Annotated in this window: 20 protein-coding genes; 16 read left to right on the top strand and 4 right to left on the bottom strand. The window is 70.7% G+C overall.

Features of this window, described 5'->3' with window-relative positions; all coding sequences use genetic code 11:
• Positions 1 to 10: 10 nt before the first annotated feature.
• On the bottom strand, positions 11 to 2,005 hold the full coding sequence (locus D9C15_RS21710) for an SDR family oxidoreductase (protein ID WP_128000561.1): 1,995 nt from the start codon (positions 2,003 to 2,005) through the stop codon (positions 11 to 13).
• A gap of 199 nt (positions 2,006 to 2,204) precedes the next feature.
• Here D9C15_RS21710 and D9C15_RS21705 point away from each other — a divergent pair, with 199 nt between their 5' ends.
• Entirely contained in the window at positions 2,205 to 2,735 is a 531-nt protein-coding gene (locus D9C15_RS21705; protein ID WP_128000560.1) for a phasin family protein, read from the top strand.
• 2 nt (positions 2,736 to 2,737) lie between these two features.
• On the opposite strand, the gene D9C15_RS21700 is transcribed toward D9C15_RS21705, so the two are convergent.
• Positions 2,738 to 3,148, bottom strand: a complete 411-nt coding sequence (locus D9C15_RS21700) for a hypothetical protein (RefSeq protein ID WP_128000559.1) — start codon at positions 3,146 to 3,148, stop codon at positions 2,738 to 2,740.
• Positions 3,149 to 3,207: 59 nt separating this feature from the next.
• Between D9C15_RS21700 and D9C15_RS21695 the strand changes: the two genes are divergently transcribed.
• Positions 3,208 to 4,449, top strand: a complete 1,242-nt coding sequence (locus D9C15_RS21695) for a patatin-like phospholipase family protein (protein ID WP_128000558.1) — start codon at positions 3,208 to 3,210, stop codon at positions 4,447 to 4,449.
• A gap of 3 nt (positions 4,450 to 4,452) precedes the next feature.
• Here the strand turns inward: D9C15_RS21695 and D9C15_RS21690 are convergent, their stop codons facing one another.
• The gene (locus D9C15_RS21690) at positions 4,453 to 4,917 is read right to left on the bottom strand and encodes a YqaA family protein (RefSeq protein WP_128000557.1); all 465 of its coding nucleotides are present in this window, start codon (positions 4,915 to 4,917) and stop codon (positions 4,453 to 4,455) included.
• A gap of 109 nt (positions 4,918 to 5,026) precedes the next feature.
• Here D9C15_RS21690 and dusB point away from each other — a divergent pair, with 109 nt between their 5' ends.
• Genes dusB through ruvC form a run of 6 tightly spaced genes read left to right on the top strand, consistent with a single transcriptional unit; the run spans position 5,027 to position 10,024 of the window.
• Positions 5,027 to 6,067, top strand: coding sequence for a tRNA dihydrouridine synthase DusB (dusB, locus tag D9C15_RS21685; RefSeq protein WP_128000556.1), 1,041 nt, complete (start codon positions 5,027 to 5,029; stop codon positions 6,065 to 6,067).
• Positions 6,064 to 6,300: a helix-turn-helix domain-containing protein gene (locus tag D9C15_RS21680; RefSeq protein ID WP_128000555.1), complete on the top strand. Its 237-nt coding sequence runs from the start codon at positions 6,064 to 6,066 to the stop codon at positions 6,298 to 6,300. Before dusB ends, D9C15_RS21680 begins: the two co-directional genes overlap by 4 nt.
• Positions 6,297 to 7,868, top strand: a complete 1,572-nt coding sequence (purH, locus tag D9C15_RS21675) for a bifunctional phosphoribosylaminoimidazolecarboxamide formyltransferase/IMP cyclohydrolase (RefSeq protein ID WP_128000554.1) — start codon at positions 6,297 to 6,299, stop codon at positions 7,866 to 7,868. Before D9C15_RS21680 ends, purH begins: the two co-directional genes overlap by 4 nt.
• Entirely contained in the window at positions 7,865 to 8,482 is a 618-nt protein-coding gene (locus tag D9C15_RS21670; protein ID WP_128000553.1) for a lysophospholipid acyltransferase family protein, read from the top strand. The genes purH and D9C15_RS21670 overlap by 4 nt, the downstream gene beginning before the upstream one ends.
• Position 8,483: 1 nt before the next feature.
• Positions 8,484 to 9,452 (top strand): phosphatidate cytidylyltransferase, encoded by a 969-nt coding sequence (locus D9C15_RS21665; RefSeq protein ID WP_128000552.1) that lies wholly within the window; start codon positions 8,484 to 8,486, stop codon positions 9,450 to 9,452.
• 23 nt (positions 9,453 to 9,475) lie between these two features.
• Positions 9,476 to 10,024, top strand: coding sequence for a crossover junction endodeoxyribonuclease RuvC (ruvC, locus tag D9C15_RS21660; protein WP_128000551.1), 549 nt, complete (start codon positions 9,476 to 9,478; stop codon positions 10,022 to 10,024).
• A gap of 13 nt (positions 10,025 to 10,037) precedes the next feature.
• Here ruvC and D9C15_RS21655 read toward each other — a convergent pair whose 3' ends face one another.
• Positions 10,038 to 10,439, bottom strand: coding sequence for a hypothetical protein (locus D9C15_RS21655; protein ID WP_128000550.1), 402 nt, complete (start codon positions 10,437 to 10,439; stop codon positions 10,038 to 10,040).
• A gap of 75 nt (positions 10,440 to 10,514) precedes the next feature.
• Here D9C15_RS21655 and D9C15_RS21650 point away from each other — a divergent pair, with 75 nt between their 5' ends.
• From D9C15_RS21650 to accC, 8 genes are all read left to right on the top strand, one after another.
• The gene (locus D9C15_RS21650) at positions 10,515 to 12,581 is read left to right on the top strand and encodes a ribonuclease catalytic domain-containing protein (RefSeq protein ID WP_128000549.1); all 2,067 of its coding nucleotides are present in this window, start codon (positions 10,515 to 10,517) and stop codon (positions 12,579 to 12,581) included.
• Between the two features lie 8 nt (positions 12,582 to 12,589).
• The gene (locus tag D9C15_RS21645) at positions 12,590 to 13,459 is read left to right on the top strand and encodes an energy transducer TonB (RefSeq protein ID WP_128000548.1); all 870 of its coding nucleotides are present in this window, start codon (positions 12,590 to 12,592) and stop codon (positions 13,457 to 13,459) included.
• Positions 13,456 to 14,337: a shikimate dehydrogenase gene (gene aroE, locus D9C15_RS21640; protein ID WP_128000547.1), complete on the top strand. Its 882-nt coding sequence runs from the start codon at positions 13,456 to 13,458 to the stop codon at positions 14,335 to 14,337. The genes D9C15_RS21645 and aroE overlap by 4 nt, the downstream gene beginning before the upstream one ends.
• Positions 14,334 to 15,116: a transglycosylase domain-containing protein gene (locus D9C15_RS21635; RefSeq protein ID WP_128000546.1), complete on the top strand. Its 783-nt coding sequence runs from the start codon at positions 14,334 to 14,336 to the stop codon at positions 15,114 to 15,116. The genes aroE and D9C15_RS21635 overlap by 4 nt, the downstream gene beginning before the upstream one ends.
• A 34-nt stretch (positions 15,117 to 15,150) precedes the next feature.
• The gene (locus D9C15_RS21630; protein WP_128000545.1) at positions 15,151 to 15,735 is read left to right on the top strand and encodes a hypothetical protein; all 585 of its coding nucleotides are present in this window, start codon (positions 15,151 to 15,153) and stop codon (positions 15,733 to 15,735) included.
• Complete coding sequence (locus tag D9C15_RS21625; RefSeq protein ID WP_128000544.1) at positions 15,732 to 16,244, top strand: TlpA family protein disulfide reductase; 513 nt, start codon at positions 15,732 to 15,734, stop codon at positions 16,242 to 16,244. Before D9C15_RS21630 ends, D9C15_RS21625 begins: the two co-directional genes overlap by 4 nt.
• A gap of 294 nt (positions 16,245 to 16,538) precedes the next feature.
• Complete coding sequence (gene accB / locus D9C15_RS21620) at positions 16,539 to 17,006, top strand: acetyl-CoA carboxylase biotin carboxyl carrier protein (protein WP_128000543.1); 468 nt, start codon at positions 16,539 to 16,541, stop codon at positions 17,004 to 17,006.
• Between the two features lie 10 nt (positions 17,007 to 17,016).
• The gene (accC, locus tag D9C15_RS21615) at positions 17,017 to 18,366 is read left to right on the top strand and encodes an acetyl-CoA carboxylase biotin carboxylase subunit (RefSeq protein WP_128000542.1); all 1,350 of its coding nucleotides are present in this window, start codon (positions 17,017 to 17,019) and stop codon (positions 18,364 to 18,366) included.
• Positions 18,367 to 18,370 lie beyond the last annotated feature (4 nt).

The raw sequence follows: 18,370 nt of genomic DNA, 5'->3' as shown, positions 1-18,370 counted from the left end.
CACCGGCATCCTAGAAGTGGATGCCGCGCATCATCTGCTGCAGCGCCACCGCCTCGGCGCTGAGTTGCGGCTTGGCGCCCTTCTCGCCCTTGGCCGCCTCGCTGTCGGGGAACATGCGGAAGCTGGTGTTCATCACGATCTGCGCCACGCGCGGCGCCACCGCGTGCAGCAGTTCGCCGAAGTTGCCCAGGCGCGTGGCGATGCGCACCGGCTTGTCGATGCAGGCCTGGGCGATCATGTCGGCCGCCTCCTCGGGGCTGAGCGTCGGCACGTTCTGGTAGATCTTGGTCGGCGCGATCATCGGCGTGCGCACCAGCGGCATGTTGATGGTCGTGAAGGTGACGCCGACGTCGGCGTACTCGCTGGCGGCGCAGCGTGTCCAGGCGTCCAGCGCCGCCTTGCTGGCCACGTAGGCCGAGAAGCGCGGCGCGTTGGTCAGCACGCCGATCGAGCTGATGTTGACCACGTGGCCCTTCTTCTTGGCCACCATGCCCGGCAGCAGGCCCATCGTCACGCGCAGGCAGCCGAAGTAGTTCAGCTGCATCGTGCGCTCGAAGTCGTGGAAGCGGTCGTAGCTCGACTCGATCGCGCGGCGAATCGAGCGCCCGGCGTTGTTGATCAGGAAGTCGACGCCGCCGTGCTGCTCGTGCAGCGCCTTGATGAACTCGGCGCAGCTCGCCTCGTCGGCGATGTCCACGCTGTAGCTGTGCACGGCCGCGTCCTTGCCGGCGAAGGCCTTGATCTCCTTGACGGCCTCGGCCAGCTTGTCGGCATCGCGCGCGCAGATGATCGTCACCGCGCCCGCCTGGGCGAACTTGCAGGCCGCCGCCAGGCCGATGCCCGAGGAGCCGCCGGTCACCAGCACGACCTTGCCGCCCACCGTGCCCTTGAGGCTGCGGTCGATGAAGAGCGCCGGGTCGAGGTGGCGCTCCCAGTAGTCCCACAGCCGCCAGGCGTAGTCGTGCAGGTTCGGGCACTCGATGCCGCTGCCCTTGAGCGCCGCGTCGGTCTCGCGCCGGTCGAAGCGGGTCGGGTAGTTGACGAAGCTGAGGATGTCCTCGGGCAGGCCGAGGTCCTTCATCACCGCGCGGTAGACACGCCGCACGGGCGCCAGCGCCATCAGCCCCTTCTTCACGCTCTTGGGGATGAAGCCCAGCAGCGCCGCGTTGACGAACAGGTTCATCTTCGGCGCGTGCGCGGCCTTGGAGAAGATGTCGAGCACGTCGCCGACCCGGTAGCCCACCGGATCGACCAGGTGGTAGCACTTGCCGCTGGCGTGGTAGTGGTGGCTGATGTGGTCGAGCGCGGCGACGACGAAGTCCACCGGCACGATGTTCACGCGCCCGCCTTCCAGGCCGATGCTCGGCATCCACGGCGGCAGGATCTGCCGCATGCGCTGGATCAGCTTGAAGAAGTAGTACGGCCCGTCGACCTTGTCCATCTCGCCGGTCTTGGAGTCGCCCACCACCAGCGCCGGGCGGTAGACCGTCCACGGCACCTTGCACTCCTTGCGCACGATCTTCTCGCTCTCGTGCTTGGTCATGAAGTACGGGTGGTCCAGGCCCTCGGCCTCGTCGAACATGTCCTCGCGGAACACGCCTTCGTACAGGCCCGCGGCGGCGATCGAGCTGACGTGGTGGAAGTGCTTCGCGTCGATCGCCTTGGCGAACTCGACCGTGTTGCGCGTGCCGTCGATGTTGGCGCGCACCTGGCTCTCCTCGTCGGCCTTGAGGTCGTAGACCGCGGCGAGGTGGTACACGTGATCGATCTGCCCCTTCAGCGCCTTCAGTGCCTCGGCACTCACGCCGAGCTTCTTGCCGGTGAGGTCGCCGTACACGGGCACGGCGCGCGCCTTGCTCACGCCCCAGTAGGCGAGCAGTTCCGGCACCTTGCCCTCGGACTCCGGGCGCAGAAGGAAGTGCACCACCGCGCCCCGGCGCGCCAGCAGCGTCTTGACGAGTCGCCGGCCGATGAAGCCGGTGGCACCGGTGACGAAATACTGCATGCGCGAGTCTCCTCTGAACGGTCTATCGATGAACGGGTTTGCACCTATTCTTGTCGAAAGCCCCTGGCGCGACGCTGCGCGCTTACCCGGAGCGGGCCGCCCCGGGCGTAGAGCCGGATCACTAGAGAATTAGGCTGCTTCCTCGACAGGGGGTGCCTATAGTCGATACGCATCGAACCACGCGAAGGACACGTACACCATGGTCAAGAAGCTCAAGCAGATGGCGCAGAAGAAGGCCACGTCGAGCGGCAGCCTGCTCGACAACGCGCTGGCCGGCTCGGTGAAGGATTCCGCCCAGCAGATCTGGCTGGCCGGCATGGGCGCCTTCTCGAAGGCGCAGGAAGAAGGCGGCAAGGTGTTCGAGGCGCTCGTCAACGAAGGCCTGTCGCTGCAGCGCAAGACCCAGGCGGTGGCCGAGGAGAAGCTCGGCGCCGTCACCAGCAAGATGAGCGGCATGGCCGGCGAAGTGCAGGCCAAGGCCGGCCAGCACTGGGACAAGCTCGAGACGATCTTCGAGGAGCGCACCGCCAAGGCGCTGAACAAGCTCGGCGTGCCCTCGGCCAAGGACGTGGAAGCGCTGATCAAGCGCATCGACGAACTGAGCGCGCAGGTGGCCAAGCTGTCGGGCACCGCGCCGGCGAAGAAGGCCCGCGCGACGGCCACGAAGTCCAACGGCGCCGCCAAGCCGGCCGCCAAGCGCGCCGCGGCGCGCAAGTCGGCCGCGGCCTGAGTTCAGCTGCGCGTTCCGAGGAAGTACTTGCGCTGGAGTTCGGCCGAGAAGCCGAACACGCCGGCGGAGAAGCTGGCGGCGGAACAGACCTTGCCCGGCTTGTCCGGGTGGGTCTTGAGCGCCAGGTAGACCCAGCCGACATCGGGCTTGCGCCACAGCACGATCGCGCTGACCGCCGAGCCGTCCCGGCCGAAGGCCGGGTAGCGCTCGAGCAGCGCGGCCTGCACGCCGTCGCGGTCGGCGTCGTCGAGCACCACGCTGTCGCTGCCCGCGTTGAGCTGGTAGCGCTCGGCGCCGACGCAGGTCTCCAGCGCCACGGCCGGCCCCGGCGCGGGCATGAACGCCTGCCCGAACCCCGTCGGCGACAGCGTGCCGAGCACGAGGAGGCAAGCGCCGGCCTTGACGGGGCTCATGCGCCGCAGTCTAGACGCCCGCCCCGAAACCTGCAGCCCCCGCCGGCCTAGACTGAGCCATGGTTTCCCCGCAGCAGTTGCCCCCTCGGCGACGGGCCCGCATCGGGCTCGCGCTGGCCGGTGGCGGGCCGCTCGGCGCGATCTACGAGATCGGCGCGCTGTGCGCGCTCGACGAGGCCATCCCGACGCTTCGCCTGGCGGATTGCCAGGCCTATGTCGGCGTGTCGGCCGGCGGCTTCATCGCGGCCGGGCTGGCCAACGGCATGAGCCCGCGCGAGCTGTGCAGCTCGTTCGTCGAGAACGAGGGCGCCGCGCACGACATCTTCGAGCCCTCGGTGCTGATCCGCCCGGCCTGGGGCGAGTTCGCGGCGCGCCTGGCCTCGCTGCCGCGCGTCGCGGCCGAGGCCCTGTGGGTCGGCGGCGTGAAGCGCCGCTCGCTGACCATGCTGCTCGAGCACCTCGGCCACGCCTTGCCCACCGGGCTGTTCTCGAACCGGCGCGTCGACACCCAGCTGCGCCGCCAGTTCGCGCTGGCCGGGCGCAGCAACGACTTCCGCGAACTCCGGCGCAAGCTGGTGCTGGTGGCCACCGACCTCGACAGCGGCGAGAGCGCCCCCTTCGGCCAGCCCGGCTGGGACCATGTGCCGATCTCGCTGGCGGTGCAGGCCAGCTCGGCGCTGCCCGGGCTGTTCCCGCCGGTGGAGATCGATGGGCGCTACTACGTCGACGGCGCGCTGAAGAAGACGCTGCACGCCTCGGTGCTGCTCGACGAGGGCCTGGACCTGCTGATCTGCCTGAACCCGCTGGTGCCCTTCGACGCGACCCGCCCGCCGCGCCACCGCGTGCTCTCCAGCGGCGAGGTGCAGATCCCGCGCCTGGTCGACGGCGGGCTGCCGGTGGTGCTGTCGCAGACCTTCCGCACCCTGATCCACTCGCGCCTGGAGCTCGGCATGAAGGGCTACGAGCGCAGCCACCCGGACACCGACATCCTGCTGTTCGAGCCCGACCAGCGCGATCCGGAGATGTTCCTCGCCAACACCTTCGGCTACTCGCAGCGCCGCTGGCTGGCCGAACATGCCTACCAGCGCACGCGCGAGCAGCTGCGCTCGCAGCGCGGCGCACTGGCGGCGCGGCTGGCCCGCCACGGCCTCGCCTTCGACGACGAGGTGCTCGACGACCGCCAGCGCCGCCTGCTGCGCCGGCCCGAGCGCCAGGTGCCGGTGCGCAGTGCGCCGGCGCATGCGGTCAAGCGCCTCGACGAGGTGCTCGACGACCTCGAGCAGGCCCTGGCGCGGCGCTGAGGCTCAGAACACCCAGAGCAGCGCCGCCGTCATCGTCAGGTAGCGCGCGAACTTGCCCACCGCCATGTAGGCCACGCAAGGCCAGAACGGCAGGCGCAGCCAGCCGGCCACGGCACACAGCGGGTCGCCGACGATCGGCAGCCACGACAGCAGGCAGGCCTTGGCGCCGAAGCGCTTGAGCCACTGCAGCGCGCGCGCCTCCGACGGATGGTGCTTGACGCGTTCATAGGCCTTCTCGGCGCCATAACCCATCCACCAGGTGACGGCGCCGCCGAGCGTGTTGCCGGCGGTCGCGACGAGCACGGCCGGCCAGAACAGCTCGGGGTTGAGCTTGACGAGGCCGAACACGGCCGGCTCCGAGCCCATCGGCAGCAGCGTGGCGGAGACGAAGGCGACGACGAAGACGGTCGACAGCCCGTGCTTGGGAAGGGCCAGCCAGGCCAGCGCGGCGTCCATCCAGACTTCCATGCCGCGCGATCATAGGCAGCGGTGCTTGACGTCGCGCAGCCCGGGCCATCGAGGGGGCGCCGCTATACTCCTGCCTCCTTTTTCGGCAGCCTTCCCCCCTCTCCCACCCATGCGCATCGGCCACGTCACGCTGGCGAACCGGCTGTTTGCCGCCCCGATGGCCGGGGTGACCGACCGCCCGTTCCGCCAGCTGGTCAAGAAGCTCGGCGCGGGCTACGCGGTCAGCGAGATGGTGACCTCGCGGCGCGACCTGTGGGCCAGCCTGAAGACCAGCCGCCGTGCCGACCACGCCGGCGAGGCCGCGCCGATCGCGGTGCAGATCGCCGGCACCGAGGCGGCCATGACGGGCGAGGCGGCGGCCTACAACATCGACCGCGGCGCGCAGATCATCGACATCAACATGGGCTGCCCGGCCAAGAAGGTGTGCAGCAAGTGGGCCGGCTCGGCGCTGATGCAGGACGAGCCGCTGGCCACCCAGATCATCGAGGCGGTGGTCGCGGCCTGCGCGCCGCGGCGCGTGCCGGTGACGCTGAAGATGCGCACCGGCTGGTGTGCCAGCGAGCGCAACGCGGTGCGGCTGGCGCGCATCGCCGAGAGCGCCGGCGTGGCGATGGTGACGGTGCACGGCCGCACGCGCGAGCAGGGCTACAAGGGCGAAGCCGAGTACGACACGATCGCGGCGGTGAAGGCGGCGGTCGCCATCCCGGTGGTCGCCAACGGCGACATCGATTCGCCCGAGAAGGCCCGGGCCGTGCTGCAGGCCACCGGCGCCGACGCGATCATGATCGGCCGCGCCGCGCAGGGCCGGCCGTGGATCTTCGGTGACGTCGCGCACTACCTCGAGCACGGCACGCACCGCGCGGCGCCGGCCACGCGGCAGGTCCGCGCCTGGCTGCTCGAGCACCTGCACGACCACTACGGCCTGTACGGCGAACACTCGGGCGTGCGCAGCGCCCGCAAGCACATCGGCTGGGCCGTGCGCGGCCTGCCCGGCGGCGAGGCCTTCCGTGCGCGCATGAACCTGATCGAGACCTGCGAGGAACAGGTCCGCGCGGTGGGCGACTTCTTCGAAGCGCTCGCCGTCGATCACCCGCGGCTGCCCGCCACGAGCGGCGCGGCCCACGACGACACCCTCGAACACAACCCATGAGCAAGAAGCACATCGAGGAGTGCATCCGGGAGAACCTGGAGAGCTACTTCAAGGACCTGCGCGGCGTCGAGCCGACCGCGATGTACGAGATGATCCTGCGCGTCACCGAAAGGCCGCTGCTCGAGGTGGTGATGAAACACGCCGAGGGCAACCAGAGCCGCGCCGCCGAATGGCTGGGCATCAACCGCAACACGCTGCGGCGCAAGCTGCTCGAGCACAAGCTGATCAAATGACCACCGCGCTCCTCTCCGTTTCCGACAAGACCGGCGTCGTCGAGTTCGCCCGCGGCCTGCATGCGCTGGGCGTGAGGCTGCTGTCCACCGGCGGCACCGCCAGGCTGCTGGCCGAGGCCGGCCTGCCGGTCACCGAGGTGGCCGAACACACCGGCTTTCCCGAGATGCTCGACGGCCGCGTCAAGACGCTGCACCCGGCCATCCACGGCGGCCTGCTGGCGCGGCGCGACCTGCCGGCGCACATCCAGGCGCTGAGCGCCCATGGCATCGCCACCATCGACCTGCTGGTCGTCAACCTCTACCCGTTCGAGGCCACGGTCGCCAAGCCCGGCTGCACGCTGGAGGACGCGATCGAGAACATCGACATCGGCGGGCCGGCGATGGTGCGCTCGGCGGCCAAGAACTGGAAAGACGTCGCGGTGCTGACCGACGCGACGCAGTACGACGAGGTGCTGGCCGAACTGAAGGCCGGCGGCATCAGCGACAAGACCAGGTTCGCGCTGTCGGTGGCGGCCTTCAACCGCATCAGCAACTACGACGCCGCGATCAGCGACTACCTCTCCTCGCTGCAGGCCGACGGCTCGCGCAGCGCCTTCCCGGCCCAGGCCAACGGCCGCTTCGTCAAGCTGCAGGACCTGCGCTACGGCGAGAACCCGCAGCAGCGTGCCGCCTTCTACCGCGACCTGCACCCCGCGCCCGGCTCGCTGGCCACCGCGACGCAGCTGCAGGGCAAGGAGCTCTCCTACAACAACATCGCCGATGCGGACGCGGCCTGGGAGTGTGTCAGGAGCTTCGAGGCCGGCGCCTGCGTGATCGTCAAGCACGCCAACCCCTGCGGCGTGGCGCTGGGCGCCAGCCCGGCCGAGGCGTACTCGAAGGCCTTCAAGACCGACCCGACCTCGGCCTTCGGCGGCATCATCGCCTTCAACCGCGAGCTCGACGCGGCGGCCGCCGCGCTGGTGGCCAAGCAGTTCGTCGAGGTGCTGATCGCGCCCTCGTTCACCCCCGAGGCGCGCGCGGTGTTCGCCGCCAAGGTCAACACGCGGCTGCTCGAGATCGCGCTGCCGCCCGGCGGCGACACGCCCTGGCTGCAGGGCCGCAACGCGCAGGACGTCAAGCGCGTCGGCTCGGGCCTGCTGATCCAGGACGCCGACAACCGCCAGGTCACGCGCGCCGAGCTGAAGGTGGTGACGAAGAAGCAGCCGACACCGGCGCAGCTCGACGATCTGCTGTTCGCCTGGACGGTGGCCAAGTACGTCAAGAGCAACGCGATCGTGTTCTGCGGCGGCGGCATGACGCTGGGCGTGGGCGCCGGGCAGATGAGCCGGGTCGACTCGGCCCGCATCGCCTCCATCAAGGCCGGCAACGCCGGGCTGTCGCTGGCCGGCTCGGCGGTGGCCAGCGACGCGTTCTTCCCGTTCCGCGACGGGCTGGACGTGGTGGTCGACGCGGGCGCCGGCTGCGTGATCCAGCCCGGCGGCTCGGTGCGCGACGAGGAGGTCATCGCGGCGGCCGACGAGCGCGGCATCGCGATGGTGCTGACGGGCGTGCGCCACTTCAGGCATTGAAGCTGCCGGAGGCCACGGGCCTCGTCCTCGCCTTCCTCGCCCGCCTCATCACCGGCGCGCAGGGCCACTGGTACGGCAGCCCGCCCAAGGCCGAGCAGCGCATCTACTTCGCCAACCACCAGAGCCACTTCGACTGGGTGCTGATCTGGGCCGCGCTGCCGCGCGACCTGCGCGCGATGACGCGCCCGATCGCGGCGCGCGACTACTGGACCGCCTCGCCGCTCAAGCGCTGGCTGACCGGCGAGGTGTTCAACGCGGTGTACGTGTCGCGCCAGCGGACCGACGACGAGGACCCGCTCGAGCCGCTGGTGGAGGCGCTGCGCCGCGGCGACTCGCTGGTGATCTTTCCCGAAGGCACGCGCGGCTTCGCGGCCGACCCGGCGCCGTTCAAGGCCGGGCTGTACCACCTGGCCGAGGCCTTTCCGGACGTGCCGCTGGTCCCGGCCTGGATCGACAACGTGCAGCGCGTGATGCCCAAGGGCGAGGTGATCCCGGTGCCCATCCTGTGCTCGGTGACCTTCGGCGCGCCGCTGGCCCTGCAGCCGGGCGAGGACAAGCGCGCCTTCCTGGAGCGGGCGCGGCAGGCCGTCATCGCGCTGCGCCACATCCGCTGACATGGGCACCCTGCGCGAACTCGCCGTCTCCCAGCAGATCGCGCTGCTGTTCGTCGCCCTGTTCGGGCTGCTGACCATCGTCACCGTGGTCACGGTGGCGCGTTCGGTGCGCGAGCGCACGCCCGACGACGAGGACCGCTTCGGTCGCTTCGTGCGCGACCTGCGCGCCGTGTGGCTGGCCACGGTGCTGTTCTGGATCGCCTGGATCGCCGGCGCGGCGGTGTCGACGCTGCTGTTCGGCGTGCTCTCGTTCGTCGCGCTGCGCGAGTTCGTGACGCTGACGCAGACCGCGCGCGCCGACCACCGCAGCCTGCTGCTGGCCTTCTTCGCGGTGCTGCCGCTGCAGTACCTGATCGTCGCGACGCGGCACTTCGACCTGTTCACGGTGTTCGTGCCGGTCTACGTGTTCCTCGCCATCCCGGTGGTCAGCGCGTTCGGCAACGACCCGCAGCGCTTCCTCGAGCGCACCGCGAAGATCCAGTGGGGCATCATGGTCTGCGTGTACGGCATGAGCCACGCGCCCGCCCTGCTGCTGCTGGACCTGCCGCGTTATGCCGACCGTGGTGCCTTCCTGGTGCTCTACCTGGTACTGGTGGTGGCCGCGGCGCAGATCGCGCAGGAGCTGGCCAGCCGCTGGCTGCGCCGCCGCCCCGTGGCGCGCGCGATCAGCCGCTCGTTCTCGTGGCGCGCCTGGTGGTGCGGCACCCTGGCGGCCGGGTTCGTCGGCGCGCTGCTGTACTGGGCCACCCCGTTCAAGCCCGTGCCGGCGCTGGTGATGGGCTTCCTGGCCGGCGGCGCGGGCACGCTGGGCGAGTTCGTGATGAAGGCGCTCAAGCGCGACGCCGGCGTGCGCAACTGGGGCGGCAAGGCCTCGGTGACCGGCGCCGTCGGGCTGCTCGACCGTGTGGCACCCTTGTGCTTCGCGGCGCCGGTGTTCTTCCACTCCGTGCGCTGGTACTTCGGCGTCTGACTCTGACGGAGCGTCCACGCGGCATGCGGATCCTCGGCATCGACCCCGGCCTGCGCACCACCGGCTTCGGCGTGATCGAGGCCGATGGCCCGCGCCTGGCCTACGTGGCCAGCGGCACCATCAGCACCGGCGCGGTGGACGTGGGCCAGCTGCCGGCGCGGCTGAAGATCATCTTCGAGGGCGTGCGCGAGGTGACCGCGCGCTACCGGCCCGACTGCGCCTCGCTGGAGATCGTGTTCGTCAACGTCAACCCGCAGTCCACGCTGCTGCTCGGGCAGGCACGCGGCGCGGCGCTGGCGGCGCTGGTCTCCAACGACCTGGCCGTCTCGGAGTACACCGCGCTGCAGATGAAGAAGGCGGTGGTCGGCCACGGCCAGGCGCGCAAGGAACAGGTGCAGGCGATGGTCGCGCGGCTGCTCGCGCTGCCCGGCGAGCCGGGCAAGGACGCGGCCGACGCGCTCGGCCTGGCGATCTGCCACGCCCACGCCGGCGCCTCGTTCGCGGCCCTGTCGCGCAGCACGACGCTGGCGCGCCGCGCGCATGCGCAGTACCGCAAGGGGCGCAGCTACTGACGCGTCGGCGCGGTCAGGGCTTGAGCGTCTTCATGTGGGCCACGGCCTTCTTGGCCATGCCCTCGGCGAGCGTCTCGGCCAGCACCTCGACGTCGCCGGAGGCCAGCTTGCCGGGCTTGGCCAGCTCGGCGGCGCCGTTGCCCGACAGCGTCGCGCCCGAGGCGCTGGCATTCATCACCAGCAGCGTGGTGGCCAGCTTGCCGGCGAACTTCTTGCCGTCCTTGTCGAGCGCGCCGCTGAACTCGGCACTGAGCATCCAGCGCGGCGCCTTCTTGTCCTTGGCGGCATCGGTGGTCAGGGTGCCGGAGCCCTTGACGGCCTTCTCGACCGTCTTCTCGATGATGGCGATGGCCGCCGAGGCAAACTCGGACTTGGCCTTGACGGAGATCTCGACGGGGATCTTGTCGCTGGGCATGCGTGTGCTCCTTGGCAGGGGTGACCGGGGGACATACGGCGCGATGATCCACAAAGTTGCGACAATCGCCCCCCTATGTTTGCTTTGTACGAGGAGGCCGGCAAGTTCCACGCCGGCCGGGTGATGACCGAGGCGGAGAGCTCGCTGCAGATCGAGCTCGAATCGGGCAAGCGCGTGAAGGTCAAGTCCGCCAACGTGCTGCTCAAGTTCGACAAGCCGCAGCCGGCCGAGCTGCTGGCCTCGGCGCGCCACCTCGCGCTGGACATCGACCTGGACCTGGCCTGGGAATTCGCCCCCGACACCGAGTTCGGCTTCGCCGACCTGGCGCGCGACTACTTCGACGCGCAGGCCGGCGTCGAGAAGCAGGCCGCCGCGCTGTTCCGGCTGTTCGAGGCGCCGCACTACTTCCGCCGGCTCGGGCGCGGCAACTTCAAGAAGGCGCCGGAGGAGACGGTCAAGGCGGCGCTGCTGGGCATCGAGCGCAAGAAGCAGCAGGCCGCGCAGATCGAGGCCTGGGCCGGCGAGCTGGTGGCCGGACAGTGCCCGGCGCCGATCCGCGAGCAGCTCTACAAGATCCTGTTCAAGCCGGACAAGAACGCGGCCGAGTACAAGGCGGTGGTGGCGGCGGCCAAGCAGTCCGGCCGGGCACCGCTGGAGTTGCTGAAGGCCGCCGGCGCGATCGACTCGCCCTACCAGTTCCACTGGCGGCGCTTCCTGTTCGACAACTTCCCCAAGGGCACGGCCTTCGCGGCGCTGGCCGCGCCGCCGGTCAAGGAGGCCCTGCCCACGGCGGCGCTGCAGGCCTTTTCGATCGACGACTCGGCCACCACCGAGATCGACGACGCGCTGTCGGTGCAGGGCCTGGGCACGGGCACGGTGGTGTTCGGCATCCACATCGCGGCGCCGGGCCTGGCGATCGGCGCCGAGTCGGCACTCGACAAGCTGGCACGCGAGCGCCTGTCGACCGTCTACATGCCGGGCTGGAAGCTGACCATGCTGCCCGACGAGGTGGTGCAGGCCTACACGCTGACCGAAGGGCGCGACTGCCCGGCCGTCTCGCTCTACGTCACGCTCGACGAGGCCACGCTCGAGGTGCGCGGCAGCCAGACGCGGCTCGAGCGCGTGCCGATCGTCGCCAACCTGCGCCACGACCGGCTCGACGCGGTGATCACCGAGGCGGCGCTGACCGGCGCCGCCCCGGCCGACTACCCGTTCGCCGCCGAGCTGGCCTTCGCCTTCCGCCTGGCCCAGCGGCTGAAGGCGCAGCGCGAGCTGGCGCGCGGCAAGCCCGAGACCTTCAACCGGCCCGACTACAACTTCCGGCTCGAGCGGCCCGAGGGCGACGCGGGCGAGCCGCGCGGCGACGAGACGGTGCACATCGGCGTGCGCCAGCGCGGCGCGCCGCTGGACCTGATCGTCGCCGAGGCGATGATCCTGGCCAACAGCACCTGGGGCGGCTGGCTGGCCGAGTGCGGCGTGCCCGGCATCTACCGCAGCCAGGCCAGCCTGGCGCCGGGGGTCAAGGTGCGCATGGGCGTCAGGCCCGCGCCGCACGCCGGCATGGGCGTGGCGCAGTACACCTGGGCCACCTCGCCGCTGCGGCGCTACGTCGACCTGGTCAACCAGTGGCAGATCATCGCCTGCGCGCGGCACGGCCGCACCGCCGCGCTGGCCGCGCCGTTCAAGCCCAAGGACGCGGCGCTGTTCTCGATCATCTCGGCCTTCGACGCGGCCTATGCGGAGTACAACGGCTTCCAGTCGGCCATCGAGCGCTACTGGACGCTGCTGTACCTGACGCAGAACGGCGTCACCGAGCTCGATGCCGCGGTGCTGAAGGATGGCCTGGTGCGCGCCGACACCCTGCCGCTGGTGTTCCGCGCGCTCGGCGCCGACGGCCTGCCGCGCGGCGCGCGCGTGCGCGTGCGCGTCACCGGCACCGACCTGCTGACGCTGGATCTGCACGCCAACGTGCTGCAGCGCCTCGACGACCCGGGCACCACCGCCGACGACGCGCCGGTCGACGAGGCGGACGTGGAGGAAGGCGTCGAGGAAGCGGCCGCGGGCGCGCTGACCCTGGCCATCGACGTGGCCGAGGACGGTGCCGCGGAGCCGGCCGCCGACCTGCCGGCCCCGGCCGCCTGAGGCAGACCATGGCCCCGCCGCGCCGACGCCGCCGCCTCTCGACGCTGCAGCTCGCGCTGCTCTTCTCCTTCGGCGTGCACGCCGCGCTGCTGGGCGTGCGTTTCGTCGACCCGGAGGGCTTCAACCGCGTCTTCAAGGACACGCCGCTCGAGGTCATCCTGGTCAACACGCGCTCCGGCGAGGCGCCGGCGCAGGCACAGGCGATCGCGCAGGCCAACCTGCAGGGTGGCGGCACGGCCGACCAGGGCCGCGCCACCTCGCCGCTGCCGCCTTCGGCCACCGTGCAGGTGGGCGACGCGAACGAGGACGCGCACCGCCAGATCGAGCAACTGCAGGAGACCCAGCAGCAGCTGCTGGCGCAACTGCGCCGCGAGCTCGCGCTGCTGCCGCCGCCGGACCCGCGGCGCGACCAGGGCTCGCCCGAGGAGCGCGCGCAGGAGGAGCGGCGCCGCCAGCTGATCGAGCTGCTGGCCGAGATCGAGAAGCGCATCAACGAGGAGAACGCGCGCCCGAAGAAGCGCTTCATCGGCCCGTCGACGCGCGAGGAGGTCTACGCGCTGTACTACGACGCGCTGCGCCGCCGCATCGAGGAGCGCGGCACGCGCAACTTCCCCGAGTACCAGGGCAAGAAGCTGTACGGCGAGCTGGTGATGAACGTGACCATCGACGCCGAGGGCCGCGTGCTCGAGACCGAGATCGTGCGGCCCTCGGAGTCCAAGATCCTCGACCGCCGGGCGCTGGCCATCGTCAAGGCCGCCGCGCCCTTCGGCCCGTTCAGTGCCGCGATGCGGCGCAAGGCCGACCAGCTGGTGATCACCTCGCGCTTCCGATTCACGCGCGAGGAAGGCCTCGAAACCTCGCTGTCCAACGCGCAATGAGCGATCTCGCGACCACTCCGCCCGGCGGCCCGGTGGACCGTTATGCCGTCGTCGGCCATCCGGTCGAACACAGCCAGTCGCCCTTCATCCACGCCGAGTTCGCGCGCCAGACCGGCCAGGCCCTGCACTACGGCCGGCTGCTGGTGCCGCTGGACGACTTCGCCGGTGCGCTGCGTCGATTCGTGGCCGACACGGCCGGCGGCCCGGTGCGCGGCTGCAACGTCACGGTGCCGTTCAAGTTCGAGGCGGCCCGCCTGGCGACGCGGCTGACCGAGCGCGCCCGCCTCGCCGAGGCGGTCAACGTGCTGTGCTTCGACGGCGACGACTGGCTGGGCGACAACGCCGACGGCATCGGCCTGGTGCGCGACATCGAGCGCAACGCCGGCGTGCGGCTGGCCGGCGCGCGCGTGCTGCTGGTGGGTGCGGGCGGCGCGGCGGCCGGGGCGCTCGGCCCGTTGCTGCAGGCCGGGCCGGCCGAACTGGTGATCGCGAACCGCACCGTGCCCCGGGCCGACGCGCTGGTGCAGCGCCACCGTGCCATGGCCGGCGCGGTGCAACTGCGGGCCGCGTTGCCGGCCGAGGCCGGCACCGGCTTCGACGTGGTGGTCAACGCCACGGCGGCGAGCCTGCAGGGGGCGGACATCCCGGTGCCGCCGGGCGTGTTCGCGCCCGGCGCGCTGGCGCTGGACATGATGTACGGTCCGGCCGCCCGCGGCTTCATCGGCTGGGCCGAAGCCCAGGGCGCACGCGGGCGCGACGGGCTGGGCATGCTGGTGGAGCAGGCCGCCGAATCGTTCGCGCGCTGGCGCGGCGTGATGCCCGACACCGCGCCGGTGCTGGCGGCGCTGCGCGCGCGCCTGGCGGCCGCTGCCCGATGAGGCCGCTCTGGACGGCGCTGTGGCGCCTGGCCGCGCTGTGGGTGCTGGCGGCGCTCGCACTGCAGCTCTACTTCCTGCTGCGCATCGCCTTGATGACGGTGATCGATCCGCAATCGACGACCTTCCAGCGCTCCGAGGCCTGGCGGCTGCTGGTCGAGCAGCACCGCATCGCCTGGGCGCAGCAGTGGGTCGACTACGAGCGCATCTCGCCGAACCTCAAGCGCGCGGTGATCGCCTCGGAGGACGCCGCGTTCGCGGACCATGGCGGGATCGACTGGGACGCAGTCGAGAAGGCCTGGGAACGCAACCAGCGCGCCGAGGCACGCCAGGAGAAGCTGGCCGAACAGGCCGAGCGCCGCGCCGCACGTGCCCGCGCCGGTGCGGCGCCGCCGGCCACGCTGGCGCCGGCCAAGCTGGTGGGTGGCTCGACGATCACCCAGCAGCTGGCCAAGAACCTGTTCCTCGCCGGCGAGCGCAGCCTGGCGCGCAAGGGGCAGGAGTTCGTGGTCACGCTGATGCTCGAGGCACTGCTGTCCAAGCAGCGCATCCTCGAGATCTACCTGAACAACGTCGAGTGGGGCGAGGGGCTGTTCGGCGCGCAGGCCGCGGCGCGCTACTACTTCCGCACCGACGCCGCCACCCTGGGCGCCATGCAGGCGGCGCGCCTGGCGGTGATGCTGCCGGCGCCCAAGCGCTTCGAGAAGCGGCCGGCGTCGGCCTACGTGATCGGCCGGGCCGGCACGGTGGCGGCGCGCATGGGCGCGGTCGACCTTCCCTGACCGAGGGTCGGCCTCGGCTGCCTAGAATTTCCCCATGTCCCTGAGTGCAGAGATTGCGGCGGCCGCGGCGCGCCTGGTCGTCGAGGAAGGCATGGAGTACGGCCCGGCGAAACGCAAGGCCGCCCGGATGGTCGGGCGGCATTCGGTGCGCCCGGCCGAGCTGCCCGACAACCTGACGGTCGAGGACGAGGTGCGCAGCTACCTCGAGCTGTTCTGCGCCGACACCCAGCCCGCCGAGCTGGCGGCGCTGCGCCGTGTGGCGGCCGACTGGATGGAGCGTCTGGCGCCGTTGCGGCCGCACCTGACCGGCGCGGTCTGGCGCGGCACGGCCACGCGACTGTCGGCGGTGCACCTGCAGCTCTTCTGCGACGACCCGAAGCAGGCCGAGCTGCTACTGCTGGATCGTCGCATCGCCTACGAGGTCGACAGTCCGCCCGGCAGTGACGGCCCGTCCGTGCTGACCGTCACGAGCCCCTGCGCCGAACTCGGCGAGCGGGTCACCGTGCACCTGAGCGTGCTCGACCACGACGACCTGCGCGGCGCGCTCAAGCCGGACGCTCGCGGCCTGAGCACCCGGGGCGACCTCGCCGCGTTGCGGCGCCTGGAGGCCCGGGCATGAACCGGCGGCTGCTGATCGGCACGGTGGCCGCCGCCGCTGCCGCGGCTGGCGCCGGGGCGGCCTGGTGGCGCCTGCGCCTGCAGGACCGGCCGTTGCCGGCCGACTTCTGGACGCTGCGCTTCGAGCGCCCGGAAGGCGGCGAGTTGGTGCTGGCCGATCTGCGTCAGCGTCCGCTGCTGGTCAACTTCTGGGCCACCTGGTGTGCGCCCTGTCTGAAGGAACTTCCGCTGCTGAACCAGTTCCAGCGCGAGCACGGCGCGACCGGCTGGCAGGTCGTGGGCCTCGCGGTCGACGGGCCGACACCGGTGCGCGAATTCCTGGCCAAGCGTCCGCTGTCCTTCCCGGTCGGCCTGGCCGGGCTGGACGGCACCGAACTCGCGCGTGCGCTGGGCAACGACGTCGGCGGCCTGCCGTTCTCCGTGCTGATCGACCGCGCAGGCCAGGTTCGCGAGCGCAAGCTCGGCGCCCTGGTGGAGGCCGACCTGGGCCGTTGGGCCAGCCTGGGCTGACGCACGCAAGCACCAACCTGCCTTCTTGTCAATTGCTACCAAACTTCACCAAAGCGCGTAAAGTCGCGCTCTTCTTGGGCTGAACCCTGGCCAAAAGGGTAGTTTCATCAAGGCGTCCGGACGAGGCGTCGAACGTTGAGGACCTCCCGTTTCAATGCGCCGGCGCGGCAGCGCCAACAGACGGCGACCATCACTACAGCGCGACGTTGAGCGCCGCTGCCTGAAGTTGACGGCAGTTCGGCGCATTCGCCGCGGACAAGACACGCTGGGCCCCGAGGCCCGATGGAGTGAAGCATGGACCTGCGCAAGCTGAAGACCCTGATCGACCTGGTCTCCGAGTCGAACATCTCCGAACTCGAGATCACGGAAGCCGAAGGCAAGGTGCGCATCGTGAAGGCCGATCGCAGCGCCGCGCTGGCCACGGCAGCGCCGGCGGTGGTGGTTCCCGCACCGGTGCCGGCCGCGGCGGCAGTGCCGGCTCCGGCCGCGGCGGCAGCGGCCACGCCGGCGGCGGCACCGGCGGAGACCGGCCACGTGGTCAAGTCGCCGATGGTCGGGACCTTCTACCGTTCGTCCAGTCCGGGGGGCAAGCCCTTCGCCGAGGTCGGCGACGCAGTCAAGGAGGGCCAGCCGATCTGCATCATCGAGGCGATGAAGATCATGAACGAAATCGAGGCCGACAAGTCCGGCACGATCGTCAAGGTGCTGTGCGAGAACGGCCAGGCGGTCGAGTTCGGCCAGCCGCTGTTCGTGATCGAGTGAGATCAGGGCGATGTTCAAGAAGATCCTGATCGCGAACCGGGGCGAGATCGCCCTGCGCATCCAGCGGGCTTGCCGCGAGATGGGCATCAAGTCGGTCGTCGTCTATTCGGAGGCGGACCGCGACGCGAAGTACGTCAAGCTCGCCGACGAGGCGGTGTGCATCGGCCCTCCGCCCTCGGCGCAGAGCTACCTGAACATGCCGGCCATCATCTCGACGGCCGAGGTGACCGACGCCGAGGCGATCCACCCCGGCTACGGCTTCCTGTCGGAGAACGCCGATTTCGCCGAGCGCGTCGAGCGCAGCGGCTTCGCCTTCATCGGGCCGACGCCGGAGTCGATCCGCATCATGGGCGACAAGGTGTCGGCCAAGCAGACGATGATCAAGTCCGGCGTGCCCTGCGTTCCCGGTTCGGAGGGCGCGCTGCCGGAGGATCCGAAGGAGATCATCCGCATCGCGCGCAGCATCGGCTACCCGGTGATCATCAAGGCGGCCGGCGGCGGTGGCGGGCGCGGCATGCGCGTGGTGCACACGGAAGCCGCGCTGATCCACGCGGTGCAGACGACGCGGGCGGAGGCCGGAGCGGCGTTCGCGAACCCGGCCGTCTACATGGAGAAGTTCCTCGAGAACCCGCGCCACATCGAGATCCAGGTGCTGGCCGACCAGCACAAGAACGCCGTCTGGCTGGGCGAGCGCGACTGCTCGATGCAGCGCCGGCACCAGAAGATCATCGAGGAGGCCCCGGCGCCCGGCATCCCGCGCCGGGTGATCGAGCGCATCGGCGACCGCTGTGCCGCCGCCTGCAGGAAGATCGGCTACCGCGGCGCGGGCACCTTCGAATTCCTGTACGAGAACGGCGAGTTCTACTTCATCGAGATGAACACGCGGGTGCAGGTGGAGCATCCGGTGACGGAGCTCGTGACCGGCATCGACATCGTGCAGATGCAGATCCGGGTTGCCGCCGGCGAGAAGCTGCCCTTCGCGCAGCGCAACATCCAGATGCGCGGGCATGCCATGGAGTGCCGCGTCAATGCCGAGGATCCGTACAAGTTCACGCCCTCGCCGGGCCGCATCACGATGTGGCATCCGCCCGGCGGCCCGGGCGTGCGCGTCGACTCGCATGCCTACACGAACTACTTCGTGCCGCCGAACTACGACTCGATGATCGCCAAGATCATCGTGCACGGCGACACCCGCGAGCAGGCGCTCGCGCGCATGCGCATCGCGCTGTCGGAGACCGTGGTCGAGGGCATTCTGACCAACATCCCGCTGCACCGCGAGCTGATGGTCGACGCGAAGTTCGTCGAAGGCGGCACCAGCATCCACTACCTGGAAGGCTGGATGGCGCAGCACAAGCGCTAGGCCG

The organism is Piscinibacter defluvii (genome assembly GCF_004011805.1).
In the GTDB taxonomy this organism is placed as follows: domain Bacteria; phylum Pseudomonadota; class Gammaproteobacteria; order Burkholderiales; family Burkholderiaceae_C; genus Piscinibacter; species Piscinibacter defluvii.
The sequence above is the reverse complement of the archived record's forward strand: the minus strand, read 5'-3'. Positions and strand labels throughout refer to the sequence as shown.